Source organism: Acinetobacter sp. AR_0276, assembly GCF_003000705.1.
GTDB classification, from domain to species: domain Bacteria; phylum Pseudomonadota; class Gammaproteobacteria; order Pseudomonadales; family Moraxellaceae; genus Acinetobacter; species Acinetobacter nosocomialis.
Genome location: NZ_PSQO01000004.1, coordinates 1,501,593 through 1,528,584, shown reverse-complemented (window position 1 = coordinate 1,528,584; position 26,992 = coordinate 1,501,593). Strand labels below are relative to the sequence as shown.

Genomic DNA, 26,992 nt, shown 5'->3' with positions numbered 1-26,992 from the left:
CTTTACTTGTGTATAAATCTCATTTTATCCACAAGCAAACTCAGTTATCCCCAACAATGTTTGAACTTTCTAGAAATGGCTCAACTGAAATTTGTCTTTAGTCGTGAGGACTATCATTAATGAGTCGTTTTCCTAAACATACGGCTTCTACTTCGTCATAACCGAGCTGTTCGTAAAAGTTCAGCACATTTAGATTGTCTTTACGCACCAATAATTGAAGTTTTGGGCAGCCGCGAGCGATAAGGCGCTTTTCAAGCTGCTGAACAAGCGCTGTAGCGATTCCTAAGCGTTGTTGGTGGGGATGAACAGCCAAATAGTTAATCCAGCCTCTATGACCGTCATAGCCGCCCATGAGCGTGCCAATCAATTGCTCATCTTTAATAGCAACCAAAAATAAATCATCCTGTTGTGAGACTTTTCTAAATATATCGGTTTCAGGATTATTCCATGGACGGGTTAGGTCGCAGCTTTCCCATAAATTGACCACATCATCCAGATCTGCATTTGTAAATTGACGAATAATAAACATATGGATTTCTACTTTTTGTTTTGATGTATTGAAAAGATAAAATAAAAATACGCAATTGCGCAGTAGTTTGTGAATAATTTAAACAAATAAAAAAGCACCCCCGTAGGAGTGCTTAAATTAAAAATATTGCTTACGCTGATTTTGCAACAGGTGCCGCTTGAAGCATTTGACCTGTTTCTTCGAAGTTTGCATGCCAAGACAATGCTTCACGAAGTAAATGAGGAGTATGACCACCTTTGGCACATGCACGATCAAAGTAGTCGTTCAGTGCATCACGGTAAAGCGGATGTACACAGTTATCAATAATTGCGCGAGCACGTTCACGAGGTGCTAAACCACGTAAGTCTGCTAAACCTTGCTCTGTTACTAAAATATCAACGTCGTGTTCACTGTGGTCAACGTGGCTTACCATTGGCACGATAGAAGAGATATCGCCACCCTTAGCAATTGATTTGGTCACAAAAATTGCCAAGTGAGCATTACGAGCGAAGTCGCCTGAACCACCGATACCATTCATCATTTTAGTACCACATACGTGAGTTGAGTTCACGTTGCCGTAAATATCAAACTCAAGTGCAGTGTTAATGCCGATAATACCTAAACGACGTACAAGCTCAGGGTGATTCGAAATTTCTTGTGGACGAAGTACTAATTTGTCTTTGTAAGCTTCGATATTGCCAAAAACTTTCTCACCACATTTAGCTGAAAGGGTAATTGAGCTACCAGAAGCAAACTTCATTTTACCTGCATCAATGAGTTCAAAAGTACAGTCTTGTAGTACTTCTGAGTACATGATGAGGTCTTCAAAATTAGAATCTTTTAAACCTGTTAATACTGCATTGGCAATTGAACCGATCCCTGCTTGTAATGGACCAAGGTTCTTAGGTAAACGGCCTTCAGCAACTTCTTTTTCAAAGAAAGCGATCAGGTGATTTGCGATGCCTTGAGTCTCCTCATCTGGAGGAGTGACTGTTGATGGTGAGTCATGTGTATCGTTAAAGACAATACCTACAATTTTTGCAGGATCGATCTGGATGGCTGTTGTACCAATACGCTCATCCACTTTTGTTAATGGAATTGGCGTACGTGTTGGACGGTAAGTTGGAATATAGATGTCGTGCAAACCTTCAAAGCTTTCGCTTAAAGATGTGTTGATTTCAACAATAACTTTTTCAGCAAAAATTGCGAAACTTGCAGAGTTACCCACAGAAGTTGTTGGAATAATGCCGCCATCTTCAGTAATTGCAATTGCTTCAATCACCGCAACATCTGGACGTTTAAGTTGCTGGTTACGCATTTGCTCAACAGTTTCTGATAAATGTTGATCAATAAACATAACTTCGCCGTTGTTAATCGCACGACGTAAAGTATTGTCTACCTGAAATGGCATACGACGAGATAAAACGCCTGCTTCCGTGAGTTGTTTGTCTAAGTCATTACCTAAGCTAGCACCCGTAATTAACGTGATTTTTAACGGATTCTTTTTTGCAAGCTCTACAAGTGCTTGAGGAACAGCTTTAGCTTCGCCAGCACGAGTAAAACCACTCATACCAACAGTCATTCCATTTTCGATGAATTGCGCAGCTTGTTCAGCACTGATGACCTTGTCATGAAGAGAAGCTAGGCGAATACGACTTAAAGACATTGGACATCCTCAATATTGTCAAAACATACCGGATTTTAGCTATGAAAAAATGAAAAGTGCATAGGTGTTAGGCTAAGGTCTAATTTTTTAAATAAATGGCGGTATAAATTTATTTTATGAATTTTAATGTATTGATTTATTTAGTATTTAATAAATTTTAAAATAGCGCTTTAAATGATCAATTGATCAAATTAGAAGCGCTCACTTAAAGTTTGTTTAATTTTTTCCAAAGGATTTGGCGTTGTGTTTTCTTCGGCCGCTGGTTTTGGAATAGGTAATGAAATAATTACTTCTAAACCGCCTTGTTCACGGTTATGAATTTGAATTTCACCTTGATGAATGTCGACAATACGTTTAACAATTGCAAGGCCTAAACCACTGCCTTGAATGGTCCTAGCAGAGTTACCTCTTACAAATGGTTGCATTAATTCTTCAATCTGATCTTCTGGAATGCCTTCACCATGGTCGGCAACCGTAATTAAAATATGTTCATTTTCAACTTTTGCACTGAGTTCGATTGGCTCCGCACCATAACGTTTTGCGTTATTAATGAGGTTGGCAATCAGACGTTTTAAAGAAAGGCTACGTGCAGGAATAATCGGAACATCTTGCACCTCAAAACGAATATCAAGCGGTTTAAATTGAACAATTAATTCTTGCAATAATATGTTGATATTGGTGTCTTTTAATTCTTCATCTGAACCATCCCGCATATACGAGATGAACTGATTCAAAATTGCATCCATATCATCTACGTCATAAACCAGACCTTCACGTAGAAACTCATCAGGTAGCATCTCTGCAGTTAAACGAATACGTGTAAGCGGGGTTCTTAAATCGTGTGAAATACCCGCTAGCATAATCCGTCTTTCACGCTCGGTCTGCTCAAGTGTATACACCATGCGGTTAAATGCTTGGTTTACCTGGCGAATTTCTAAAGGGCCATGGTTAGTATCTAAATATGGTGCTGTTCCAGACTTACTATATTCGTTGGCGGCATTTTGCAAACGACGTAATGGGCGGTTCATTTGACGAATCAAAATTAAAATAATGATGGCCGAAACTAATGGCACACCCACAACCCAACCAATTAATAGCTCAGGACTATAGTTTGCATAGGTTTTTAAAGGCTCACGAACCCAATTGCCATGCATTTCTGGTGTTTGAATCCAGATGCGTGGGCTAGGTTTAAACTGGAAGTAAACTGTAACGTCTTTTGCGCCGATTTCATTTGCAAGTTTTTGTTCAACTTGGTTGGTAAAAAACTCCGCAATGACTTTATCGCGAACGCTTGGATACTCTTTAGGGTCGGTTATATATTCAATGCCAACCCGATTACGCAGCCAAGTATCAACATCAACTTCGGTATCGCGATGAAAAATACGAATATTAGGGTTGTTCACTAGCTCGAGTTCAACAGCCAAATAACGGGCATGCTGTTGAATTTCGGGTAAATAGAGGGTTCGCCAAAAAAACCACAATGACATAAAGAGGCTAAAGAACACCACCAGCAGTACCAAAATTGTGGTACGCATGGCAGCAGAACGTGGCTTAATTTTGTCGAGAAAACGTTCCCATCTCGTCCGTTTACGCTCTGAATACGCAACGTAGTCGGTAAAGTTTTGCGGTGGTATTGGCTCTAAACTCACTCTAATTTATCTCAAGCTTATTCAGCACCATCTGGAACAAATACATAACCTACACCCCATACCGTTTGAATATAACGTGCGCGTGCTGGGTTATCTTCAATTAAACGACGTAGACGAGACACTTGAACGTCAATTGAGCGCTCCATTGCACCCCATTCACGGCCACGAGCCAAGTTCATAAGTTTGTCGCGCGTTAACGGTTCACGTGGATGCTGTACCAATGCTTTCAATACGGCAAATTCACCCGTGGTCAAAGTAACGATTTGTCCTTCACGAGTAAGCGTACGTGTAGATAAATCTAAAGACCATGGACCAAAGCTAACCACTTCAACTTGTTGGCTTGGAGCACCCGGAACTTCACGAACCTGACGACGTAATACTGCGCGAATACGTGCTAAAAGCTCATTTGGGTTGAATGGTTTCGGTAAATAGTCATCTGCACCAGCTTCAAGACCAGCAATACGGTCAGAGTCGCTACCACGTGCAGTTAGCATAATAATAGGTGTATCAATGTTTGACTGACGTAAACGACGACAGATACTTAAACCATCTTCAACGGGCAACATAAAGTCGAGTACGATAAGTGAAAATAACTCACGTTGTAATAAACGATCCATTTGTGAGGCATCGTGGGCAGTTTTTACAACAAAGCCTTTATCTTCCAAAAAACGTTGCAAGAGGGTACGTAAACGCACATCGTCATCGACCACTAAAATGCGTTCGACACGATCCGTTTCGTTATGTACGGTTTCAGGATGTTCAGCAGGTACAACTAAACTCATGATGTACTCCCTTTTAAAGTCATAATTTATATATTATTGGATCGGTTAGGCTTATTGCCAACAAGCCCTCAGTATAATGCCGATGTTCTTGTTAAGACTATGTATCAATTTGCTCAAAATTACAATTTTCGTAGGGGCTTGAAACCAAAAAACAACATCTTATGCCCATAATTTAGCAAAGCCTTAAAGAAAAAACCAAGCATTCGGTCACTCGTTAAATTCTATTCGATTAAATTTTAATAAATAATTGTTTCAAATAGATTATTTTAAAAATCAACGCTGCTTTTTAAAGCTTATTTTCTAAGAGGTTGAGAACTCATTCAAATATTAAAGCTTAATAATCTATTTAGACAGATAAGAAAAACTATAATTTTGTTCATTCTGATACTGTATCAATATGTTCATTTTCTCGTAATTTATATTAAAAATTTCATTTTACTTAACGGATATCCTATAAATTTCAGATTTTTTAAAAAGTAAAATATGGGTTTGAAGACCAAAATGAATAGCTAAAACGTTTTTTATGAAGTAAAGAATGTGAAAAATTCACAGTCAATACAAAAAAACGTTTTGAATACGCAAACAAGTGTGGATTTTATAGTCTTGGTCTTTATAATCAGTGCTTTTAAACTTTATCCTTGTGGGATCAAACACGATGACTGACTTAGTTCAGCAGTTGGCAAGTGAGCTTGCCGTACGTCCAAACCAAGTAGAAGCTGCCATCCGCTTAATTGATGAAGGTGCCAGTGTTCCATTCATTGCCCGTTACCGTAAAGAAGTAACACAAGGTTTAGATGATACGCAGTTACGCCAATTAGATACTCGTTTAGCGTATTTACGTGATTTATATGAGCGCCGTGAAAAGGTCATTCAGTCATTGCAAGAACAGAATAAATTGAATGATGACTTGTTGGCGCGGGTGAATGCAGCCGAAACAAAAAATGCTTTAGAAGAAATTTATGCGCCGTATCGTCCTAAACGTACGAGCAAGTCTTTCAAGGCGAAAGAAGCGGGTCTGGGGCCAATTGCCGAAAAAATTATTTCAGAACAAATTGATCCGACAGAAGCATTAGCTGGTTTTAGTCATGAAGACTATCCGGACATTGAAAGTCAGTTAGATGCAATCCAGCATATTTTGATTGATGATTGGGCACAAAACATTGCGCTGACTACAGAATTAAAAGCGACTTTTGCAAAAACAGCAGTGCTAAAAAGTACTGTTGCTTCTGAAGAAAAGAAAGAAGTGGGCAAAAAGTTCCGCGATTACTTTGAATTCTCTGAAGGCCTCAACAAATTACCTTCTCATCGTTTATTGGCAATGTTACGTGGCCGTCAAGAAAACGTACTTGGTTTAAAAGTAGATGGTGAAGATGATGCACCATTGGCACGTATTGAAACTGAATACAACCTAGATCAAATTCAGCCACAAGCTCGCCAAGACTTCTTGAAGCAAACTGCAAAATTATTCTGGTTAGGTAAAGTTCGTCCTCAAATCGAGCATTCATTACTGACAGAAAAACGTCTTGCTGCCGAAGCAGAAGCAATGCAGGTATTTGCTGAAAACCTTCGTCATTTATTGTTATCTGCACCAGCGGGTAGCCGTACGACTTTGGGTGTTGACCCTGGTATTCGTACTGGTGTGAAATTGGCTGTTGTAAGCGATGCTGGTGATGTACTTGCTCACAGCACGATTTACCCATTTGCGCCTAAAGAAGACAAAGAAGGCTCTATTGCTGAGCTTGCACGTCTATGCCGTGAATATAATGTCGAGCTTATTGCGATTGGTAACGGTACTGCGAGCCGTGAAACAGAAGCTGTAGTTGCAGAAATGATGGCTGCAAATACAGACCTTAAATTAACACGTGTGACTGTAAGCGAAGCAGGTGCATCTGTTTACTCTGCAAGTGAACTTGCTGCAGCAGAACTTCCAGAGCTTGATGTTTCAATTCGTGGCGCAGTGTCTATTGCGCGCCGTTTACAAGATCCACTTGCTGAACTTGTGAAGATTGACCCGAAATCGATTGGTGTAGGTCAGTATCAACACGACGTAAATCAAACTGGTTTAGCAAAAACGCTTGATGCAGTGGTAGAAGACTGTGTGAACGCTGTTGGTGTTGATGTAAATACTGCTTCACCAGCAATCTTGGCTTACATTGCAGGTTTAAATAAAGCGATTGCTCAGCAAATCGTTGAATACCGTAAAGAACATGGCCGTTTTGATAACCGTCAAGCATTGAAAAGCGTACCACGTTTAGGCGAGCGTACTTTTGAACAAGCAGCTGGTTTCTTACGTATTCAAAATGGTTCAGAGCCTTTAGATGCTTCTGCTGTTCACCCTGAAAGTTATGGTCTTGTCGAGAAAATTGTTGCAGCAAAAGCGACAACGGTAAAAGACATCATTGGTAATACTGAAATTATTCGTCAGGTGAAAGCTGAAGAGTTTGTTGATGACAAATTCGGTTTGCCGACTATTCAGGATGTTTTAGCAGAACTTGAAAAACCGGGTCGTGACCCACGTCCAGAATTCCGCACAGCTAAATTCCGTGAAGATATTACTGAAGTTGCACAGTTGACTGAAGGCATGCAACTTGAAGGCGTTGTAACGAATGTGACGAATTTTGGTGCTTTTGTTGATATTGGCGTACACCAAGATGGTTTAGTTCATATTTCTGAATTAGCCAATGAGTTCGTTTCTGACCCGCATAAAGTGGTAAAACCAGGGCAAATCGTACAAGTGCGTGTGATGCAAGTTGATGCTGAGCGTAATCGTGTGAACTTGAGTATGCGTGCAGAAGGTGCCGCGCCTGTTAAGGCACAGCGTCCACCGCGTCGTGAGCAAAATAACGAACAGCGTTCTGAGCGTAAGCCGCAAGGTAAGCGTCCTCAACAACCACGTAAAGATCAGGTTGAACGTCCACAACGTAGCAAGCAAGAGAAACCTCAAGAGCAAAAAATTGGTGGGTTTGGTGCATTGTTACTGCAAGCTGGAATTAAAGGTTCTAAATAAGAGCCTTTAGAACATCTAAAAAAAACCTCCCAAACGGGAGGTTTTTTATTATTTTTAAAGTTTGCTTTAGAAATTGTGAAATTCGGTTTTTCAGAAATCGCAGTGGTAAAGATGAGGTGAATCTTAAGATCAACAAAAACGGTGTGAAATCTACAATCAACTATACAACGTTATAGCATAACTCAACTTTAACCCTTTTCCGATGTCAGACAATATCGATAAAGCCTTGAGGTAAGTTCATCACTTTCAGGCAGTTATATTAAAAATTGATTGTTTTTTTATATTATAAATGGTTGTTTTTATGCCGGCTTTAGAACTGAAAAATAGATTTCATTTAAACGATCTCCTTTCGGGAGTGGTCGTATTTCTCGTGGCCTTACCCTTATGTTTGGGTATTGCCTTAGCCTCAGGTGCTCCAATCATTTCTGGTATTATTGCCGGAATTGTTGGTGGAATTATTGTTGGCCTGCTGAGTGGTTCTCACATCAGTGTCTCTGGCCCAGCAGCAGGGTTGACTGCGGTCATCCTTGTACAACTCGACCAATTAGGCGGCAATTATGCCGCCTTTTTATTGTGTATTGTATTTGCAGGAATTTTACAAATTCTGTTTGGTGTATTTAAGTTGGGTTTCTTTGCCAACTTTATTCCAAACAATGTCATTTTAGGATTACTGGCTGCCATTGGTGCCATTCTTATTGTGACGCAGCTACCGTATTTATTTGGGTTGACTGATTTTTCATGGAAAGACGTTTGGACTGCTACACCAGATACGCTTATCCAAAAGTTTGACACTGGCGCGGCGTTGATTGGACTGCTGAGCTTATTTTTAATTTTAGCTTGGGACAGCAGCCCACTTAAAAAATTAGCACTACCTTCAGCTTTAATTGCTGTAGTCATTGCTGCAGTTTTAAATTTTGTCTTAATGAATATTGGCTCATCTTGGGCAGTCCAAACCAATAATTTGATTCAACTACCAAATATATTACAAGCACCAGAAGAGGTATTGGTTTTTCCAGACTTTAGCTATCTGGCTGAACCATTGATTTATACCGGAGCAATTACACTCGCGATCGTGGCGTCTTTAGAGACATTACTAAACTTAGAAGCGGCCGATAAACTTGATCCTCAAAAGCGTTCATCTCCACCTAACCGTGAACTGTGGGCACAAGGTGCGGGGAATATTGTTTCAGGTTTAATTGGCGGCATGCCAGTCACATCAGTCATTGTCCGTAGTTCTGTAAATGCCAATACAGGTGCGCGGAGTAAATATTCAACGATTATTCACGGCATATTATTGCTGCTAGCTGTTTTATTCTTTGTTCAACTCATGAACATGATTCCATTGTCTGCACTCGCAGCGATTTTAATTGTGACTGGTTTTAAACTGACTCATCCAAAGTTATTTAAACAGCTTTATCAAAAAGGCTGGAAACAGTTTTTACCTTTCATTATCACTCTCGTTGCAATTTTACTGACAGACTTGTTAACCGGAATTTTGGTAGGTCTATTTACCAGTAGCGCGTTTATTTTGTATGGCAACTTTAATAAAGGTGTTCGCGTATATAAAGAAAAGCATTTACATGGAATTGTGACGCGTATTGAGCTTCCATCACAGGTCACTTTTCTGAATCGTTCAGCGCTCATTTCTGCATTGGAACATGTTCATAAAGATCAGCAGTTGATTATTGATGCCACTCAATGTGATTCGATTGATCCCGATATCTATCAGGTCATTCAAGACTATCAAAATGAGACGGCAGTTAAACGCCAAGTCGATCTTAAGCTTATTGGATTTAAGCAGCACTATGAAGAGGTGGATGATGCAGTTTTGGATATTTACATTAGTACGAGAGATCTACAGCGCAAATTAAGTCCGCAGCAGGTCGTTACTCTACTTAAAGAAGGTAATGAACGCTTTGTAAAAAATGAACGTTTACAACGTGATATTTATCGTCAAATTCGTGTCACCGCAGATGAAGGTCAGCACCCAATTGCTGCCGTGTTGGGATGTATGGACTCTCGGGCTCCAACTGAAATGATTTTTGATGTAGGTATTGGTGATCTATTTAGTTTAAGGATTGCCGGTAATATTGCAGGTCAAAAGGTATTAGGCTCACTTGAGTTTGCTTGTCAGGCCAAAGGCTCAAAAGTCATTTTAGTTTTAGGCCATACTGACTGTGGTGCAGTGACCAGTGCATGTCAGCTACGTTTACAGCAAAAGCAAGTTTCTGATGTCAAAGAAATGCCGCATATTCAATATGTGCTTGGCCCACTCATGCGTTCGGTAGAAAGTGTATATGACATTATGCAGCCACGTGAGTTAAACAAAGCTTTTATTAATCAGGTGACAGCAATGAATGTTCACTACAATATTCAATATATTATTAATAACAGCACAGTACTGAAAGACCTGCTAGATCGTGGTGAGATTGCAATTATTGGTGCGATTTATGATGTTAAAACAGGGCATGTTGAATTTTTAGATACTTAAATAGGATTAATAAAAAAGCGCCTAATGAGAGGCGCTTTTTTATTTTTAAATAACCTTAATATGGCGGATTACCAATGCTCACCAGGGAAAAGACGTGCATAAGCTTTTTGTGCCCAATTTAGTTTCTCAGTCTTTTTACCTTTTGCTGCATCTGAACTTGGGAATAGACGGAAACCAATCGACATAAACATGTTGTTGATGCCAGGTGCTACCGAATACGTCATAGAAGCTAAACGGCCTAAGTTTGTGGCAATACGTTTCGGACGTTTCACAATCGCATAAGCAATTAAGTCCGCTGCTTGTTCAGGGGAAAGAGTCGGTACATATTTGTAAATTTTAGTTGGCGCAATCATTGGAGTACGCACTAAAGGCATATAAATTGAGGTGATTGCAATTTTATGTGCATGAACTTCGGCAGATAGACAACGGCTAAATGCATCAAGCGCAGCTTTAGAGGCAACATAAGCCGAGAAGCGTGTTGCATTGGCTAATACGCCGATTGAACTAATATTAATAATTTGTCCGTCTTTACGTTGAATCATGTGCGGTAAAATATTAAGAACCAAACGCACAGCGCCAAAGTAATTTAATTGCATGGTACGCTCAAAGTCGTGGAAACGGTCATAAGACTCATGAACAGCACGACGGATAGAACGACCAGCGTTATTAATTAAAATATCAATATGATCAACAGAAGCTAGAATCTCTTTAGAAACCTGATCAATCATTTCCATGTCGTTCAGATCACATGGGAAAATTGATGCCTGACCGCCACGGCTTTCAATATCTGCTTTGACTTCTTCTAATGTTTCTTGAGTACGGGCAACCAGTAAAACATGCGCACCAGCGTCAGCAAGTTTATTGGAAATCGTTAAACCGATTCCACTTGAGGCGCCTGTCACTAAAATGACTTTACCTTGTACCTTTTCCTGGAACAGAGCTTCTAATTTTTTATTCACAGCATTTTACCTAAGTAGGGGCAGGGGCTATTTATTCCGGTATGTAATTTTTATTTTTACAACCGTTGGTTCATCCTGATGAACTCCTAAATATTGCCCTATCTTAATAGATGTTTAAAAATTGTCTAGTATGTAAATATATGAAATTTAACAATTTATTTAGAGTAAAAACTCTAAATTATTACCCTAATCCATTAATTATTTTCAATGGTTAAATGACTTAAAAATAAAAAAGCCTCTATATTCCAGAGGCTTGATTGATGAGTTTAAAATTTATACAGATGAAAGTGCTTGTTCTAAATCGGCAATTAGGTCATCTACATGCTCAATACCAATAGATAGGCGAACCATATCTTCACTTACGCCGGCAGCTTTTAGTTCTTGTTCATTGAGCTGGCGGTGAGTTGTGGTTGCAGGGTGGCAAGCTAAACTTTTCGCATCGCCAATGTTCACAAGACGGGTAAATAACTTTAGTGCATCAATAAAACGAGTACCACCTTCACGACCATCCTGAACGCCAAAAGATAAAATTGCAGAAGGTTTGCCTTTTACATATTTTTGTGCAAGTTGATGTTGTGGATGATCTTTTAGACCTGCGTAATTGACCCATTTTACTTTCGGATGGTTTTGCAAATATTCCGCAATTTTCTGAGCATTTTCAGTATGACGTTCAATGCGTAAGTTTAGAGTTTCGAGACCCTGTAAAATTAAAAAAACACTGAGCGGGCTAATAGCTGCGCCTGTATTGCGTAATGGCACAACGCGAGCTCGAGCTATATAGGCAGCTTCACCTAATGCTTCGACATAGTTCACACCATGATAGCTTGGGTCAGGTGTATTCAAAACTTTAAAACGTTCTGGATATTTACCCCAAGGAAATTTACCGCTATCGACGATTGCACCGCCAATACTATTACCATGACCACCAATATATTTAGTAAGCGAATGGATAACGATATCAGCCCCATATTGAAATGGTTTTAATAAAGCAGGGGTGGCAACCGTGTTATCGACAACGACAGGTACACCATATTCATGGGCGATTTTTGAAATTGCTTCTAAATCGATGATATTGCCGAGCGGGTTACCAATTGACTCGACAAAAACAAGCTTAGTTTTATCGTCTATTAAGTTACGTAAGCTTTCGGGTTTTTGATAATCGAAAAAGCGAACTTCGATTCCCTGTTTTGGCAGCGTATGGGCAAATAAGTTGTATGTACCGCCATATAAAGTTGAGACTGAAGCAATATTGTCTCCCGCCTCAGTAATGGTTTGAATGGCATAGGTAATTGCTGCCATTCCGGATGCTAAAGCTAGAGCACCAATGCCACCTTCGAGAGCAGCAAGGCGTTGCTCAAGCACAGCAGTGGTCGGGTTCATAATACGGGTATAAATATTGCCTTGAACTTTTAAGTCGAAAAGGTCTGCACCGTGTTGGGTATTATCAAATGCATATGAAGTTGTTTGATAAATTGGAACAGCTACTGCTTTTGTTGTTGCTTCAGGTGTATAGCCTGCGTGAATGGCTAAGGTTTCGTCTCGGTATGTATTTGACATTGTTATCATCGAAGTGGTTAAAGAATAATCCAGATTTTTTAGCATACTCTTTATTCATGATTTAGATATTTTTATGTAAAGTTCAGCATTTTTAAGTATAAAAGAGCTTGTTTTATTTTTTTCGAATCACTCAATTAAATTTACATGAAGTTGAGAGAACGCCACAAAAACTTACTGGCGGTCTGCCGTCCGCAAGAACACTATAAAAGCACAAGTAATTCAATTCATGATAAAAAAGTTGGAGAAGTGAACTAATGAGTACTCAAAAAGTATCTGATATTATCATTGAGGTGCTGGAACAAGCAGGTGTTCAACGTTGCTACGGTATTGTGGGTGACACCTTAAACCATATCACTGACTCCATGTCTAAGAGTAAAATTGAATGGATTCATGTGCGCCACGAAGAGGTTGGTGGTTTTGCAGCCGGTACAGATGCTTTACTCAGTGGTCACTTGACGGCATGTGCAGGATCGTGTGGGCCAGGAAGCCTACACTTCATTAATGGTTTGTATGAATCGCATCGTAATCGTGCGCCAGTCATTTTGATTGCAAGCCAGATTTCTACCGAGATGGCAGGATTTGTCGACTTTCCACAATATGTCGATTTTAAATCAGTTTATGCAAAAAATTCGGTTTTTTGTGAAGAGATTACCCAACCTTCACAAGCCAGACATATTATGAGCATGGCGTGTCAGGCTGCGCTGACCAAACGTGGTGTCGCGGTGGTTATTGTTCCGGCCAATATCAGTGCAGCGTCGGCTGAGGCGGGTCTACCCTTTGTACCGCGCCAAACAAATCCCGATATTTTGCCGAATAAGTCCGAACTCAACCAGATTGTTCACCTGATTTCACAGCATCAAAGAATTGGAATTTATGCAGGTGCTGGGTGTGAGGATGCGCATGACCAACTAGTAGCTTTTGCAGAGAAGTTAAAAGCTCCTGTAGCACATACTTCACGTGCTAAGGATTTTGTCGAATACGACAATCCATACAATATGGGCATGACGGGTATTTTTGGTAATAAAGCGGGTTATCACACCCTCATGGATTGCGATTTGCTGATCTTGCTAGGTACCGATTTCGCATGGGCACAGTATTATCCAAGCCATGCCAAAATCTTGCAAATTGATATTGATCCGACCCATTTGGGGCGTCGCCATCCGATTACATTAGGTGCCGTGGGTAAAATTTCATCTACACTCGATGCATTATTGCCACTGCTTGAAACACGTCATGAGCGTGATTTTCTAGATCATTGTCTTGCGTTGAAACATGAGAGCGATGAAATACGACGTAAAGAAGAGCGGGTAGGTAAAGATGGGCTGATTCATCCACAATATCTGGTGTCTTTACTCAACCGTTATGCAGATCAAGATGCAATTTTCTTCGGAGATGGTGGCTCACCGATGGTATGGGTATTAAGGCATATTGATGTAAATGGAAAACGTCGAACCTTTACCAGTTTGTTACATGGCACTATGGCTAATGCCATGCCGCAGGCACTTGGAGCCCAAAAAGCATTCCCGAACCGCCAGATCATTGCATTATGTGGAGATGGTGGCTTAGCCATGTTACTGGGAGATCTGCTCACCACAATTCAAGAAAAACTGCCAATCAAGATTGTGGTATTTAATAATAGTTCGCTCAATTTTGTAGAGCTTGAACAAAAAGTGGAAGGTTTGCTCGACCATTATACTGACCTGCTCAATCCTGATTTCGGTCAGCTTGCTCGCGTAATTGGTTTGCATGGACAAACGATAACGCATGGTAACGGGTTAGAACAGGCAGTGGAAAGTTTTTTAAAACACGATGGTCCTGCTTTACTCGATGTGCATACCAATCCGATGGAGCTGGTAATGCCGCCAGATCCTAACCTGAATCAGGTTTCTTCAACCTCTCTCTATGCGATTAAAGCGTTAATGTCGGGTCGGGTAGATGATGTTAAAAATTTGTTAGTCAATAATTTTATTAAATAAATCTATGTAGAAGAACTCATCTTCAAGCAGTGTAATAAGCGAAAAATGCATGATTCAAGGTCATGCATTTTTTATATCAGGAAACAATTTTGACGTCATTTATCAGTTATAAAAAACGATTAAACTTAATCACGCCTTATTTTTTTGCTGCGTTCAGCATATAATAGCTACTATTTTTCGCTCATTGCGATCTGTTGGTTTTTCAATTGAGGAGTCCTGCGTGGCCCAATATATTTATACGATGAACCGAGTGTCTAAGATGGTTCCGCCAAAGCGCGAAATCTTAAAAGACATCTCTTTATCATTTTTCCCGGGTGCCAAAATTGGTGTGCTCGGTTTGAACGGTGCGGGTAAATCTACCTTGCTTCGTATTATGGCTGGCGTAGATAAAGATTTCTCTGGTGAAGCTCGTGCACAACCTGGAATTAAAATCGGCTATTTAGAGCAAGAACCGCCGCTTGATCCAACTAAAGACGTTCGTGGTAACGTTGAAGATGGCGTACGTGAAGCTCTAGATGCTTTAGAACGTCTTGATCAGGTATTTGCAGAATATGCAGACCCAGATGCAGATTTTGATGCGCTTGCAAAAGAGCAGGAAAAATTAGAATCAATTATCCATGCTTGGGATGCACACAACTTAAATAACCAGCTTGAAATCGCGGCAGATGCCTTGAATCTTCCAGCATGGGATGCAGACGTAAGTAAGCTTTCAGGTGGTGAACGCCGCCGTGTAGCACTTTGCCGTTTATTGCTCTCTAAACCAGATATGTTACTTCTTGACGAACCGACGAACCATTTGGATGCAGAGTCTGTATCGTGGTTAGAGCGTTTCTTAAAAGACTTCCCTGGTACAATTGTTGCGATTACGCATGACCGTTATTTCCTTGATAACGTTGCAGAGTGGATCTTAGAGCTTGACCGTGGGCATGGTATTCCTTACCAAGGTAACTATACTTCTTGGTTGGAGCAAAAAAATGCTCGTTTAGAACAAGAGCAGAAACAAGAAGAATCTTTTGCTAAAGCATTGAAAAAAGAACTTGAATGGGTTCGTCAAAATGCGAAAGGTCAGCAAAAGAAAAACAAAGCGCGTATGGAGCGTTTTGAAGAACTTAACTCACGCGAATTCCAACAGCGTAACGAGACCTCTGAAATCTATATTCCACCTGGTCCACGTTTAGGTAACAAGGTTGTTGAAGTAGAGAACATCAGCAAATCATTTGGTGACCGTTTACTTTACGAAAACTTGTCATTTACGGTACCACCAGCAGCGATTGTCGGTATTGTAGGTCCTAACGGTGCGGGTAAAACGACTTTATTCCGCATGATGACAGGCGAGCAAAAACCTGACACCGGTACTGTAACACTGGGTGATTCGGTTAAAGTTGCTTATGTTGGTCAGATTCGTGACACTTTAGATGATAACAAAACAGTTTGGGAAGAAGTTTCTGGCGGTTTAGATATCTTGAAAGTGGGCGATTATGAAATTGCATCACGTGCTTATATTGGTCGCTTTAACTTTAAAGGCCAAGATCAGCAAAAACGCGTAGGTGAATTGTCAGGTGGTGAGCGTAACCGTTTACAACTTGCAAAAATCTTACAGCAAGGTGCAAACGTTATCTTACTGGATGAGCCATCAAACGACTTGGACGTAGAAACTTTACGTGCACTGGAAGATGCAATTTTGGTATTCCCTGGTACGGTAATGGTTGTATCGCATGACCGTTGGTTCCTTGACCGTATTGCAACTCACATCTTGTCATTTGAAGATGAGCAACCAGAGTTCTATACAGGTAACTATACCGAGTTTGAAGCATATCGCCGTGCTAAGCTTGGTGATGATGCTCAACCACATCGTAAGAAATACAAAAAAATTGGTGGCTAATTACACCTAATTGAAAAACCAGCCTAAGGGCTGGTTTTTTTTATTAGAAGGCAAGTTTACTGAAAGCTTCTTGTAAGCAACGTTCAGCGTCGGGATGACCTTGACTTGCTGCTTTGTTTAACCACTTTTCAGCTTCAGTGTAGTTTTTATCTAAACCAAATTGACCATTTAAATAGCCAATACCAAGTTTAAAAGAAGCGTCAGCATTACCTCTTAAAGCTGCACGGAGGTAACACCACATCGCATTGCGGTCGTTTGGGGTAATATCTAGCCAATTTTGCATACGTTCATGATCTTGTACGGCTAACTCTTCAAAGCGTAAGCCTTGTTCAATTTCATCCTCAGCTTGTGAATGCATATCGGCTGGTAAGTTTTCAAAGGCAAACAAGTGATTAAGCCCATGCTTGATTGTTTTCATATCCATGATAGTCTCCCCTTGTTCCTCAATCTGATTGAATTGACTCACACTTTTAAGCTAGTCCCTTATATTGAAATCTTATGTTTTATTTTGTAAATGTGATATAGCGCATTTGGATGAAAAATGATGAGGTTTTAGCTTACATAAAAGTTACAGATGTTTTTACGCTTAGCGAAATTTATAGGTAAACAAAGACTCTCTTGAGTAAATTTAAAACTAGAACATAATTTTTTTGAAATGCGAAGAATTCAATAAGAGTTATCAATATCAAACAAAAGAAATTTTTTTAAACAAAACCAGCTTTAAAGCTGGTTTTGTATTTAAGTAAAAAGTTTTTATTTATTAAAATCGCCTCTTAAATCAGACCAAATTAATAACGGATAAATAGTTACTACATCAAAAGTCATCGCTAATGGATAGAGTACTTTGCGAGTAGCGCTTTTAAACGGGTGCTTAGTTGTCGTTTCAATTTTTTCTTGTAGTTCAACGGCATATGGTTTTTCTAATTTTTGCTGTATATCTTTTAGGTTTTTAGCTTCATACAGTTGGCCTTTGAAAAAAATATTAATATATGGGTACTGATTTTTTTGTTGCTCAAGTACTGCATTAAAATTTTCTCTAAACCCCAATTTTTTTAACATATCTTTTTGTTTTTCGTTGAGATTTCCTAATTGGGTGTTATAGCGAACTTGGATTACACCATTGAAATGATTTGCATCTTCCATAGTGAGTATAAGAGGGGAAGGGATATTAAGTGTTCTGTCATTAGCAGGTATAGTTTTAATAATCTTTAAAAATTCAGAACTACCATCAGTCATTAAGTAATTATAGTCTTGACCAACAAAGACAATACCTTGTTTTTGGTCATCTTTAACGGCTTGCCCGAGTGCAATAATCTGATCAGTTTTTAAAATATTTGTCTTAACTTCGGTGGTTTCGCTAGGAAGGGTATTGGACAACATTGTAGTTGCACAACCGCATAAACCGAGGCAAGTTACTAATATGAAAGTAGTTAAAGTTTTATACATACATATTGCTCTAAAAAAATTTTTTTATGCAGAAAAATTTGGAAAATTTCTGAGTAAAAAAGTGAACCTATAATTCAATGTTTTGTAATTTTATTACATGGCGGGAGCCTGCTATAGTGGCTTTGTTCAACTTTTTAGTTTAATGGTGTGCTGTTGCCACGTTCTGCACTTTTCATGTCCGTCTTATTCTGTTTGCTTATATTCCAAAGTTTATGGAATGTGGCAGCGGCATTTTGCGCCCATGAAAATCAGGAAAAAGCATTACATCATTTTGGACATCATGCTGCTTTGAGTTATGAATCTTCACAACATAGCCATACTGAAAAGACTGGGGTTGAAGGGACTAGTCACAAAGCTCCTTTGAACTTGTCTGATCATCATGATCATTTACCTTCATGTTTTCATGTTGTGATTGTAGAAGCACAAGAAAAAATTGTTTCACCGTTAATACAGTCATCTGAGCCAAAACAACAATATTATTGGTCTAATTCTTATAAGTCTCCTCATATCTCTAAACAAGACCCGCCTCCTGTTTTAACCCTGCTATAGGTGGGGTAGCCGAAAAATAACCCACCAGAAATATTGTTTATTTCATAGGGTTACTTTATGTCTATTTTTATATACGAAAAACGTTTCGTTAGTCTGAGCTCATCTTGGATACTTAAATCATTAGTTGTTGCAGTTGCGCTTTCAACTAGTGTTGTAACAACTGCGGCTAATTCAAATCAAAACCTTGCTGAAAATACTCAACCGCAACGTGTACAGAATGTTTTAACGTTTGAGCAAGTACTAGAGCAGGTTAAGCAATTTCAGACACAAACAGGAATTTGGCAAGCTCAACAAGATATCGCAGAGAGCAATATCAGACAGAGCCAGTTATGGGAAAATCCGACGGTTTCTGTACAGCAAACGGGTTTTAAATCTGGAAAAGATCAGGAACTAGAACTTGGTATATCGCAAAAACTAGATGTTTTTGGTGTACGTTCCGCAGCAAAAAAACTGGCAAGTGTCCAGCAAAATCAAGTTGAGTTAAATCAGGTTTTATATGATGCTCAGCTAAAGCTTGCTGTCAAATATTTATGGTCACAAGTTTCGATTTTGGAGCTTGAACATGAAGTTGCCAAAGCACAATTAAAAACGAGTAAGAACCTTTTAGATGCTACTCGTTTACGCTTTCAGGCCGGTAGTATTGCTCAGGTTGATTTAGACCGGACTTTAATGACGCATGTTGAAAACCAACGTTTATATCAGGAAGTTGAATTATCACTAAGTAGTGCCAAAAGAAAATTGGCGAACTTATGGGGTGAAACTGAAAATAACTTCACCTTACGTCCAGATATAAAAAGTGCGTGGCCTTTAAAAAATGAAGGTGACATCGATCAATACTTAAAACAGAATTTGTTAGAACAGTCCATGCGACTTCAAGCCATCCAACAAAATTCTGAAATTAATTATTTAAAAGCAAAAAATCGTCCAACACCTACCGTAAATATGGGCGTGGTTCGTAGCAAAACCGCAGAAACGAGCAGTACCGAAAATCAGATTCGAGTAGGTATTGCGGTTCCCTTAAACATTTTTAATCGCCAGCAATATGCCCTGAAAATTGCCCAAAGCAAACTTGATTTAATTGCCCAACAGCAAAGTTTTTATAAAAAGCAAAGCCTAGATTCTATTCGTACTCTACAGTACGAGTTGGCTGGTTTAAAGCAGCAATACAACTTGATGAATGAGCAACAGATTCCTTTATCAGAGACGGTACAGGAGAAAATGTTGCTTGGCTTCAAAGTCGGTAAATTTGCAATTACTGATGTTCAGCAATCTACCCTGCAATTACAAGAACAACGATTGAAGAAAGTTCAACTCCTTAAATCTGCTTGGCAAAAAGCTATTGAGGCTGAAAGTTTAGCTCTCGGGATTGATCCAAATATGGTGATGTCCGGAGATGCATTAAATCAAATTAATCAAAATTTATGGCAAGACACCTATAAGTTGCCAACAGTTGGAGGGGCAGAGTAATGTCAGTTAAAAAAATGAAAAACCAATGGATTATTGCTCTTTCGCTGCTGATTGCTTGTCTTGCTTTAAGTGCTTGGTTATTTTTCTCAGGGAAAAAGCAGTCCACTACTGAAAAAAGTGAAGAAGGGCATGCAGAAGGTGAAGCGGGTCATGGAGAGACTGAAAAAGAGGAAGGAAGTTTAAATCTCACTTCCAAGCAACTGGTTGAATATGGTGTGAAGTTAGAGCAAGTAGGGAGCGGAGAAGTTGAGCAGAATCTCTCATACCCTGCCAAACTTGTTGTAAATACAGACCAGCAAGCACATGTCTCTTCAACATTTTCTGCCCGAGTGGATAGTGTAAATGTTGCGCTGGGACAACAAGTTGAAAAGGGACAGGCGCTTGCGACTTTATTTGTACCAGATTTGGTCGATCAACAAGCTAACTTAAGCATGGCGCAAGAAGCGCTAACATTAGCTCAGCAAGATTATCAGCGTGAAAAACAATTGTGGGAGCAAGGTGTTTCAGCACGTCAAGATTATCAGCGTGCTTACAATGCTTATCGTCAAGCGCAAATTCAGGTACAAGCTGCAAATAGCCGTTTAAGTGCCTTAGGAGCGACTCGCTCAAGTAAAGGTCGATATGTTTTAACTGCACCTTTAAGCGGTGTAATCAGCAGTAAAGATATTGTTATTGGTGAGCAAATTGGCCCTGAAAAACAGTTATTTGTTATTGATCGCCTAGATCAGCTATGGGTTGAGTTTGTATTGCCAAGTACAAATACCAATATTCAGCCTAATCAGGAAATTGAATTTAAATCGCTACAAACGAACAATATTTTTAAAGCACAGGTACAAAGTTTAACGTCAGAAGCGGATAGTCAAACTGGTCGTTTACAGGTTCGTGCCAAAGTGCTGACACCTTCAAAAGAATTACGCCCTAATTTAATGGTCAATGTATTACTCAAACAAAATAATGCAGCGACTGTATTACGGGTTAATAAGACGGCGATACAACAGATTGATGGAAAGAATGTTGTCTTTGTTGCAAAACCGGAGAAGGACAAAATTCATTTCGCTCCAGTTACTGTGGAGTTAGGCAATTATTCTTCAGATGCGCAATGGGTTGAGGTTAAATCCGGAATTACTGAAAAGCAGCAATATGTGACTCAAGGTAGTTTCTTGCTCAAGTCCGAACTTGAAAAAGGGGAGGCTGAGCATGGACATTAATAAACCTGATTTGCCAGCGGCTGAAGGTTTGTTTGATCGGATCATTCAGTTTTCAATTAATAACGCCATTTGGGTCATGATGTTTGTCATTGCTTGGATTGGTGTCGGAATTTATAGCTACCAGAAACTTTCAATTGATGCCGTGCCAGATATCACCAACGTACAGGTACAAATCAATAGTCAGGCTAATGGTTTTACAGCACCGGAAGTTGAGCAAAGGATTACTTATCCGATTGAAAATGCCATGTCCGGCATTCCAAATCTGGAACAGACTCGTTCAATTTCCAGATATGGTCTTTCTCAGGTCACGATTATCTTTAAGGATGGTACTGACATTTACTGGGCAAGACAGTTAATTAATCAACGTTTACAAGAAGCTAAGAGTGCTTTACCCGATAGTATTGATCCACAAATGTCTCCAATTTCAACTGGACTTGGTGAGATTTATCAATGGGTGGTAAAAGCGGAACCTAATGCTAAAAAAGCAGATGGTTCAGCCTATAGCGCAATGGATCTGCGTGAAATTCAAGACTGGATTATTCGGCCCCAGTTACAACGTGTACAAGGGGTAGCCGAGGTTAATAGCATTGGTGGATACAACAAAACCTATGTGGTTTCACCAGATCTGACGCGGTTACAGCAGTTGCAGATTCCACTCACCGACTTACAGGATGCGCTTCAAAATAACAATGAAAACCGCGGTGCCGGATTTATTGAAGAGAATGGTCAGCAACTCACAGTTCGTGTTCCGGGTATGCTGATGTCGATACAAGATATCCAGAACGTTACGGTCGCCACGAAAAACGGTTTGCCTATACGGGTTGCTGATGTGGCCTCAGTATCGATTGGTCATGATTTGCGTACTGGTGGTGCTACCTATAATGGACAGGAAACTGTTTTAGGTATCGCCATGATGATGATGGGTGAAAACAGTAAAACGATTGCCAAAGCGATTGATCAAAAAGTTCAGGAAATCCAAAGATCACTCCCTCAGGGTGTGGTGATTGAAACAGTCTATGATCGTAGTAGCCTCGTAGATAAAGCAATTAAAACAGTAGCTAAAAATTTGATTGAAGGAGCGATTCTAGTCATCGTTATCCTGTTCATTTTTTTAGGAAACTTTCGTGCCGCTTTAATCACTGCTTGTATTATTCCATTGGCAATGCTTTTTACCTTAACGGGCATGGCAGAACAAAAAATCAGTGCCAACCTGATGAGTTTGGGAGCTTTAGACTTCGGGATCATTGTCGATGGAGCAGTTGTTATTGTTGAAAACTGTATTCGGCGTTTAGCTGAAGCGCAGCATTTAAAAGGTCGCTTACTAACACGTTCAGAACGCTTTACAGAGGTCTTTCTAGCCGCTAAACAAGCACGACGTCCATTAATATTTGGTCAGATCATCATTATGGTCGTGTACTTACCAATTTTTGCTTTAGCAGGCGTAGAAGCAAAAATGTTCCATCCTATGGCAATGACCGTCGTTTTAGCGTTATTGGGAGCAATTATTTTATCTGTGACCTTTGTGCCGGCAGCTGTTGCTTTGTTTGTTACGGGTGAGGTGAAGGAAAAAGAAAGCCGCTGGATGATGACCTTGAAAAAAGGTTATGCAGGCTTACTCGATAAGGCTTATGCCTTCCGATATGTTGTTGTCACAGCAGCGGTCAGCATCTTGATTTTGACAAGTGCAATTGCAACACGAGTGGGTAGTGAGTTCGCACCTCAGTTAAGTGAAGGTGATTTTGCACTGCAACTCATGCGTGCACCGAGCACTGGCATAGAAGAGTCGCTTAAGATTCAGGAGAATGTGGAAAAGCAGTTATTGAAAGCTTTTCCCGAAATTAAAGCCATTTTTGCAAGAACAGGAACAGCCGAGGTTGCTACAGATGTCATGCCTCCTAATATTTCCGATGGTATTGTTTTATTAAAACCACACGATCAATGGACAAACCCTAAAGAAACGATAGATGAACTGCGTGCCAGAATGCTGCAGTTCGTGAACCAGATTCCTGGTAATAACAGTGAATTTTCACAACCGATTGAACTACGTTTTAATGAGCTTATTTCAGGTGTACGTAGTGATATTGGGGTGAAAATTTTTGGGGACGATATGCAGGTTCTCAATCAGGAAGCGGAAAAAATAGCTCAACAGCTACGTAGCATTCCGGGTGCCAGTGAAGTCAAAGTTGAACAGACTGACGGTTTGCCATTACTAAATGTAGATGTTGATCATGCATTGGCTGCCCAATACGGTCTATCAGTCAAATCTATTCAAGATATCGTGGCTGCCAGTATTGGAGGGCAGAGTGTAGGGCAAATTTTACAGGGAGATAGACGTTTCGATTTTGTGATTCGTTTGCAGGAAAACATGCGTACGCCTCAGCAATTAGCTCAGTTACCGATTCGCTTACCAAATGGCGGTCTGATTCAGTTACAAGACGTCGCTAAGGTTGAGAATATTCTAGGCCTTGCTCAAGTAAGTCGTGAAAATGGTAAGCGCCGTGTCATTGTGACAGCAAATGTGCGTGACCGTGATCTTGGGTCTTTTGTACAAGAGATGCAAAGCAAACTGGCACAGCAAAAGCTACCTAGCGGTTACTGGTTAGGCTATGGAGGACAGTTTGAGAATCTTGCTTCTGCTACAGCAAGAATGCAAATCGTCGTGCCGATGGCGCTCATCATGATCTTTGTGTTGCTCATGGCTGTATTCAGCAATTTTAAAGACAGCTTACTGGTATTTAGTGGAGTTCCTTTCGCTTTATCTGGCGGATTAGTGGCTTTATGGCTGAGAGATATACCACTTTCGATGTCTGCTGGAGTCGGTTTTATCGCTTTATCGGGTGTTGCAGTATTAAATGGTTTGGTCATGCTCACGTTTATTAAAGAGCTGAGAACAACTTTAGATGTTCATGCGGCAACCTGGAAAGGAGCGGTATTACGATTACGTCCAGTATTAATGACAGCATTTGTTGCTTCACTTGGTTTTATTCCGATGGCTTTGGCAACAGGAACTGGAGCCGAAGTGCAACGACCTTTGGCAACGGTCGTAATCGGTGGCATTATTTCATCTACGATATTAACTTTGGTTTTATTACCGGTCATTTATCGATGGATGAATGAAAGCAAAGCGAAAAGCGCTGAGCATTCATAATGTCATCGTTTTGAGATATCTTTTTTGATGACAGCGTCAATTCAAAAAAGTGTTTGAAAGAGGTAAAGGTAGTGATGTTTCCATCGTTATCTTTACCTCACCATAAAGATAAATAATAAGGAGTCCGCAAAATGGGTGGACAACATGGTCATGATCATAGTCATGCTGTAGTGACTGAAGGTAATGCTAAGAAATTAATGATTGCTTTAGCACTAACTTCAACATTTTTAATTGTTGAGGTCGTTGCTGGATTAATTACACAAAGTTTGGCATTACTCTCAGACGCTGCGCATATGTTTACCGATGCCGCTGCTCTGGCAATTGCTCTGATTGCAATTCAGATTGCGAAGCGTCCAGCCGATAATAAACGTACTTTTGGTTATCAGCGCTTTGAAATTTTGGCTGCATTATTTAATGCGCTCATGCTTTTCGTAGTGGCAATTTATATTTTATATGAAGCTTATATTCGCTTCTCTAAGCCGCCTGAAATTCAAAGTGTGGGCATGCTCATTGTGGCAACCATTGGTTTAGTGATTAACCTTATCTCAATGAAAATCCTCATGTCGAGTGCCAATAACAGCTTAAACGTGAAAGGTGCTTATTTAGAGGTGTTGAGTGATGCACTAGGCTCGGTTGGCGTTATTATTGGTGCAGTTGTGATTTACTTCACCAACTGGTACTGGGTCGATACGATTATTGCGGTATTGATTGGTTTTTGGGTATTACCAAGAACTTGGGTTTTACTGAAACAAAGTATTAATATTTTGCTCGAAGGCGTACCTGAAGAAGTCGATATCGAAAAGTTACGTGCAGATTTATTGTCTTTAAATGGTGTTGAAAGTATTCACCAACTCAAGGTATGGGCGATTACTTCTAAAAACATTCATTTAACTGTGCACTTATTTGCGCCTGAAGCTGACCGTACTAAGCTCTATCAAGATGCTGTTGAAATGCTTTCTCATGAGCATGGTATTGGCGAAGTGACATTGCAAATTGAAGATGATGCCGAGATCAATTGTCAGCATATCGCTCAACATGCTTCACATGAACATGATGAGACTGATAAAGAACATTCACATCAGCACTAAGCTGATGTGAATACTTTTTTTAAATTTCCCATTCGTGATTGCAGTCACGACATTTCCAATGTTTTTGTGACTGCATAAATGCTTGCATAGACAATTTAAAGTCCGGCAAATCACGCCAGAACATAAAACCCGCCCCTAGAGTCACAACAAAAACAACGACCGTTGCAATTTGTAGAGAAGTGCCTGCACCATTGCCAAAAATCCACATAAAAATACTAATTACAACCAAGAGTAATAGTACAAAAATGGCAGGAACTAAAATCACTAAGCTCTTAGGCACAACAGGTTTGGCACTGTTAACACCTTGGCTTACTGGCATAATTTTAACACTTTGACATTGAGGGCAACGATATTGCATGACAGCTCCACATTAAATTTGAATCTATTCTAACGGAAATGCAAAGAAAGGAAAAAAATTGTAGGGCTTTTAAAAAGTGATATAAAAGTTAGATATAAAAATACTTTTTTGAAACAAGCATATATGAAAAAATGATGATTTATGCGTACACATAAAAGTTAAAATAGTACCGTAGAGCATGCTAATCTAGATAAAAACCAAGTGTGTTCAACACTGGAAATGAGCTGAAAAGCTGATTAATGGGATGCGAAAGAAATATAAAAAGGAGAGGGACTTGGGTCAAGAAGATGACAATAAGTCGGAGCCTATAACGACATCAACAGTTTCAGGGAACCCTGACCCTATAAAACTGTCATTCTCACGCCGTTTGCTGCATAAGACCTTGCAACATGCTCATGATGCCGTCGGATTTGCTAGTGATACGACACGTAATCTTGCAGAGGTTGCAGATGCAGCCTTAGATGCTTTAGATCATGTAACAACTCACACAAAGCGTGGGGTCGTTGGCATGACCAATCTGGCAGCAGGAACTGTTAGAGATATGGTGTCTGAAACGAGTGAAACTGCACGTCAGGTTGCCTTAATTATGGCTCGTACTTTTCTGGGGAAAAGTACGCTGAATTTATATTTACCTGAGATGTTGTTAAACAGTCAAATTCGTAAACGTATAGATCGTTCAGAAATTGATGATATTAAAGTTCAATGTGGCAATGATCGGTTTCAGGTTGAAATCGATGGGCACTATCACCGTTTCCTATATCGGCTGAGTTTAGATTTTCGGGTATTGGAATGCCGTATTGGGCAAGAAAAATTCTTACGTTTACGTCAAATGGATGAAAGCCTAGATGTACAAATTCGACATGGTGGAACATTGTCGAATTGGGCAGTCCGTCGTATCGGCCGAGTAGGTTTCGAAGTCATTAACATGTTGCCTATACCATCACTGATTAATCATTTGATTCGTGATATTCCGGGTATTCAACGTGATGGTCACCGTATGTGGTTTATTGACCTTGAACAGGCAGGGTTTATTGATTTCATTAACAACCGTTCATGGATGGTAGAAAAACTTTTAAGCTTGACAGACTTTAGTATTTTACCGGGACTCAATATTTTGAGGGAAAGCCGGGAGCTTGTGCAGCAACTGGTAGATCAATTCGAAATAAAAGGACTACGGGTTCAATCAGGTCGTCTTGAAGTCCAAGTTGGAATTGCGAATTAAATTACATAAATGAGAAGCTGATTGATGAT

At 39.8% G+C, this 26,992-nt stretch carries 20 protein-coding genes; 10 read left to right on the top strand and 10 right to left on the bottom strand.

What is annotated here, in order from left to right; translation table 11 throughout:
* Window positions 1-97 precede the first annotated feature (97 nt).
* The 5 genes from CSB87_RS08110 to ompR form a co-directional block, all read right to left on the bottom strand.
* Window positions 98-529, bottom strand: coding sequence for a GNAT family acetyltransferase (locus CSB87_RS08110; RefSeq protein ID WP_002052234.1), 432 nt, complete (start codon window positions 527-529; stop codon window positions 98-100).
* Between the two features lie 130 nt (window positions 530-659).
* Window positions 660-2,174, bottom strand: coding sequence for an acetyl-CoA hydrolase/transferase family protein (locus CSB87_RS08105; RefSeq protein ID WP_004884763.1), 1,515 nt, complete (start codon window positions 2,172-2,174; stop codon window positions 660-662).
* 35 nt (window positions 2,175-2,209) lie between these two features.
* Window positions 2,210-2,314, bottom strand: a complete 105-nt coding sequence (locus CSB87_RS08100; protein ID WP_079377866.1) for a hypothetical protein — start codon at window positions 2,312-2,314, stop codon at window positions 2,210-2,212.
* Between the two features lie 51 nt (window positions 2,315-2,365).
* A complete protein-coding gene (locus CSB87_RS08095) occupies window positions 2,366-3,823 on the bottom strand; it encodes an ATP-binding protein (RefSeq protein WP_002052250.1) in 1,458 nt (485 codons plus the stop codon).
* Between the two features lie 17 nt (window positions 3,824-3,840).
* Window positions 3,841-4,605, bottom strand: coding sequence for a two-component system response regulator OmpR (gene ompR / locus CSB87_RS08090; protein ID WP_000060753.1), 765 nt, complete (start codon window positions 4,603-4,605; stop codon window positions 3,841-3,843).
* Window positions 4,606-5,260: 655 nt separating this feature from the next.
* On the opposite strand from ompR, the gene CSB87_RS08085 reads away from it, so the two are divergent.
* Window positions 5,261-7,612, top strand: coding sequence for a Tex family protein (locus tag CSB87_RS08085; RefSeq protein ID WP_031953446.1), 2,352 nt, complete (start codon window positions 5,261-5,263; stop codon window positions 7,610-7,612).
* Between the two features lie 301 nt (window positions 7,613-7,913).
* Window positions 7,914-10,103 (top strand): bifunctional SulP family inorganic anion transporter/carbonic anhydrase, encoded by a 2,190-nt coding sequence (locus tag CSB87_RS08080; RefSeq protein WP_031953444.1) that lies wholly within the window; start codon window positions 7,914-7,916, stop codon window positions 10,101-10,103.
* A gap of 68 nt (window positions 10,104-10,171) precedes the next feature.
* Here CSB87_RS08080 and CSB87_RS08075 read toward each other — a convergent pair whose 3' ends face one another.
* Together CSB87_RS08075 and CSB87_RS08070 are read right to left on the bottom strand one after the other, a co-directional pair.
* On the bottom strand, window positions 10,172-11,062 hold the full coding sequence (locus CSB87_RS08075) for an SDR family NAD(P)-dependent oxidoreductase (RefSeq protein ID WP_004711613.1): 891 nt from the start codon (window positions 11,060-11,062) through the stop codon (window positions 10,172-10,174).
* A 273-nt stretch (window positions 11,063-11,335) separates the two neighbouring features.
* Window positions 11,336-12,619, bottom strand: coding sequence for an O-acetylhomoserine aminocarboxypropyltransferase/cysteine synthase family protein (locus CSB87_RS08070; RefSeq protein ID WP_009499606.1), 1,284 nt, complete (start codon window positions 12,617-12,619; stop codon window positions 11,336-11,338).
* Window positions 12,620-12,873: 254 nt separating this feature from the next.
* Here CSB87_RS08070 and CSB87_RS08065 point away from each other — a divergent pair, with 254 nt between their 5' ends.
* On the top strand, window positions 12,874-14,595 hold the full coding sequence (locus CSB87_RS08065) for a thiamine pyrophosphate-dependent enzyme (protein WP_006581046.1): 1,722 nt from the start codon (window positions 12,874-12,876) through the stop codon (window positions 14,593-14,595).
* A gap of 220 nt (window positions 14,596-14,815) precedes the next feature.
* Window positions 14,816-16,477 carry an energy-dependent translational throttle protein EttA gene (gene ettA / locus CSB87_RS08060; protein WP_002052196.1) on the top strand — a complete coding sequence of 554 codons (1,662 nt, stop codon included), beginning with the start codon at window positions 14,816-14,818 and terminating at the stop codon, window positions 16,475-16,477.
* A 43-nt stretch (window positions 16,478-16,520) separates the two neighbouring features.
* Here ettA and CSB87_RS08055 read toward each other — a convergent pair whose 3' ends face one another.
* Window positions 16,521-16,901, bottom strand: a complete 381-nt coding sequence (locus tag CSB87_RS08055) for a tetratricopeptide repeat protein (protein ID WP_004711619.1) — start codon at window positions 16,899-16,901, stop codon at window positions 16,521-16,523.
* A 329-nt stretch (window positions 16,902-17,230) separates the two neighbouring features.
* Window positions 17,231-17,923 (bottom strand): hypothetical protein, encoded by a 693-nt coding sequence (locus CSB87_RS08050; RefSeq protein ID WP_031953443.1) that lies wholly within the window; start codon window positions 17,921-17,923, stop codon window positions 17,231-17,233.
* 153 nt (window positions 17,924-18,076) lie between these two features.
* Between CSB87_RS08050 and CSB87_RS08045 the strand changes: the two genes are divergently transcribed.
* The 5 genes from CSB87_RS08045 to CSB87_RS08025 all read left to right on the top strand — a co-directional run bounded on the left by CSB87_RS08045 (window position 18,077) and on the right by CSB87_RS08025 (window position 25,383).
* Entirely contained in the window at window positions 18,077-18,472 is a 396-nt protein-coding gene (locus CSB87_RS08045; protein WP_025466881.1) for a cation efflux protein, CzcI-like, read from the top strand.
* Between the two features lie 57 nt (window positions 18,473-18,529).
* The gene (locus tag CSB87_RS08040; protein ID WP_004711625.1) at window positions 18,530-19,939 is read left to right on the top strand and encodes a TolC family protein; all 1,410 of its coding nucleotides are present in this window, start codon (window positions 18,530-18,532) and stop codon (window positions 19,937-19,939) included.
* Window positions 19,939-21,147, top strand: a complete 1,209-nt coding sequence (locus CSB87_RS08035) for an efflux RND transporter periplasmic adaptor subunit (protein WP_031953442.1) — start codon at window positions 19,939-19,941, stop codon at window positions 21,145-21,147. Before CSB87_RS08040 ends, CSB87_RS08035 begins: the two co-directional genes overlap by 1 nt.
* Window positions 21,137-24,295, top strand: a complete 3,159-nt coding sequence (locus CSB87_RS08030) for an efflux RND transporter permease subunit (RefSeq protein WP_031953441.1) — start codon at window positions 21,137-21,139, stop codon at window positions 24,293-24,295. Before CSB87_RS08035 ends, CSB87_RS08030 begins: the two co-directional genes overlap by 11 nt.
* Before the next feature lie 131 nt (window positions 24,296-24,426).
* Window positions 24,427-25,383 carry a cation diffusion facilitator family transporter gene (locus CSB87_RS08025; protein WP_002051646.1) on the top strand — a complete coding sequence of 319 codons (957 nt, stop codon included), beginning with the start codon at window positions 24,427-24,429 and terminating at the stop codon, window positions 25,381-25,383.
* A gap of 19 nt (window positions 25,384-25,402) precedes the next feature.
* On the opposite strand, the gene CSB87_RS08020 is transcribed toward CSB87_RS08025, so the two are convergent.
* On the bottom strand, window positions 25,403-25,741 hold the full coding sequence (locus CSB87_RS08020; RefSeq protein WP_002051673.1) for a membrane protein: 339 nt from the start codon (window positions 25,739-25,741) through the stop codon (window positions 25,403-25,405).
* A 274-nt stretch (window positions 25,742-26,015) separates the two neighbouring features.
* On the opposite strand from CSB87_RS08020, the gene CSB87_RS08015 reads away from it, so the two are divergent.
* Window positions 26,016-26,963, top strand: coding sequence for a hypothetical protein (locus CSB87_RS08015; RefSeq protein ID WP_002051758.1), 948 nt, complete (start codon window positions 26,016-26,018; stop codon window positions 26,961-26,963).
* The last annotated feature ends 29 nt before the right edge of the window (window positions 26,964-26,992 follow it).

Coding starts and splice junctions, on each gene's coding strand:
- CSB87_RS08110 (WP_002052234.1), bottom strand. CDS start 529: ATGTTTATTATTCGTCAATTTACAAATGCAGATCTGGATGATGTGGTC.
- CSB87_RS08105 (WP_004884763.1), bottom strand. CDS start 2,174: ATGTCTTTAAGTCGTATTCGCCTAGCTTCTCTTCATGACAAGGTCATC.
- ompR (WP_000060753.1), bottom strand. CDS start 4,605: ATGAGTTTAGTTGTACCTGCTGAACATCCTGAAACCGTACATAACGAA.
- CSB87_RS08085 (WP_031953446.1), top strand. CDS start 5,261: ATGACTGACTTAGTTCAGCAGTTGGCAAGTGAGCTTGCCGTACGTCCA.
- CSB87_RS08080 (WP_031953444.1), top strand. CDS start 7,914: ATGCCGGCTTTAGAACTGAAAAATAGATTTCATTTAAACGATCTCCTT.
- CSB87_RS08070 (WP_009499606.1), bottom strand. CDS start 12,619: ATGTCAAATACATACCGAGACGAAACCTTAGCCATTCACGCAGGCTAT.
- CSB87_RS08065 (WP_006581046.1), top strand. CDS start 12,874: ATGAGTACTCAAAAAGTATCTGATATTATCATTGAGGTGCTGGAACAA.
- CSB87_RS08055 (WP_004711619.1), bottom strand. CDS start 16,901: ATGGATATGAAAACAATCAAGCATGGGCTTAATCACTTGTTTGCCTTT.
- CSB87_RS08050 (WP_031953443.1), bottom strand. CDS start 17,923: ATGTATAAAACTTTAACTACTTTCATATTAGTAACTTGCCTCGGTTTA.
- CSB87_RS08040 (WP_004711625.1), top strand. CDS start 18,530: ATGTCTATTTTTATATACGAAAAACGTTTCGTTAGTCTGAGCTCATCT.
- CSB87_RS08035 (WP_031953442.1), top strand. CDS start 19,939: ATGTCAGTTAAAAAAATGAAAAACCAATGGATTATTGCTCTTTCGCTG.
- CSB87_RS08030 (WP_031953441.1), top strand. CDS start 21,137: ATGGACATTAATAAACCTGATTTGCCAGCGGCTGAAGGTTTGTTTGAT.
- CSB87_RS08025 (WP_002051646.1), top strand. CDS start 24,427: ATGGGTGGACAACATGGTCATGATCATAGTCATGCTGTAGTGACTGAA.
- CSB87_RS08020 (WP_002051673.1), bottom strand. CDS start 25,741: ATGCAATATCGTTGCCCTCAATGTCAAAGTGTTAAAATTATGCCAGTA.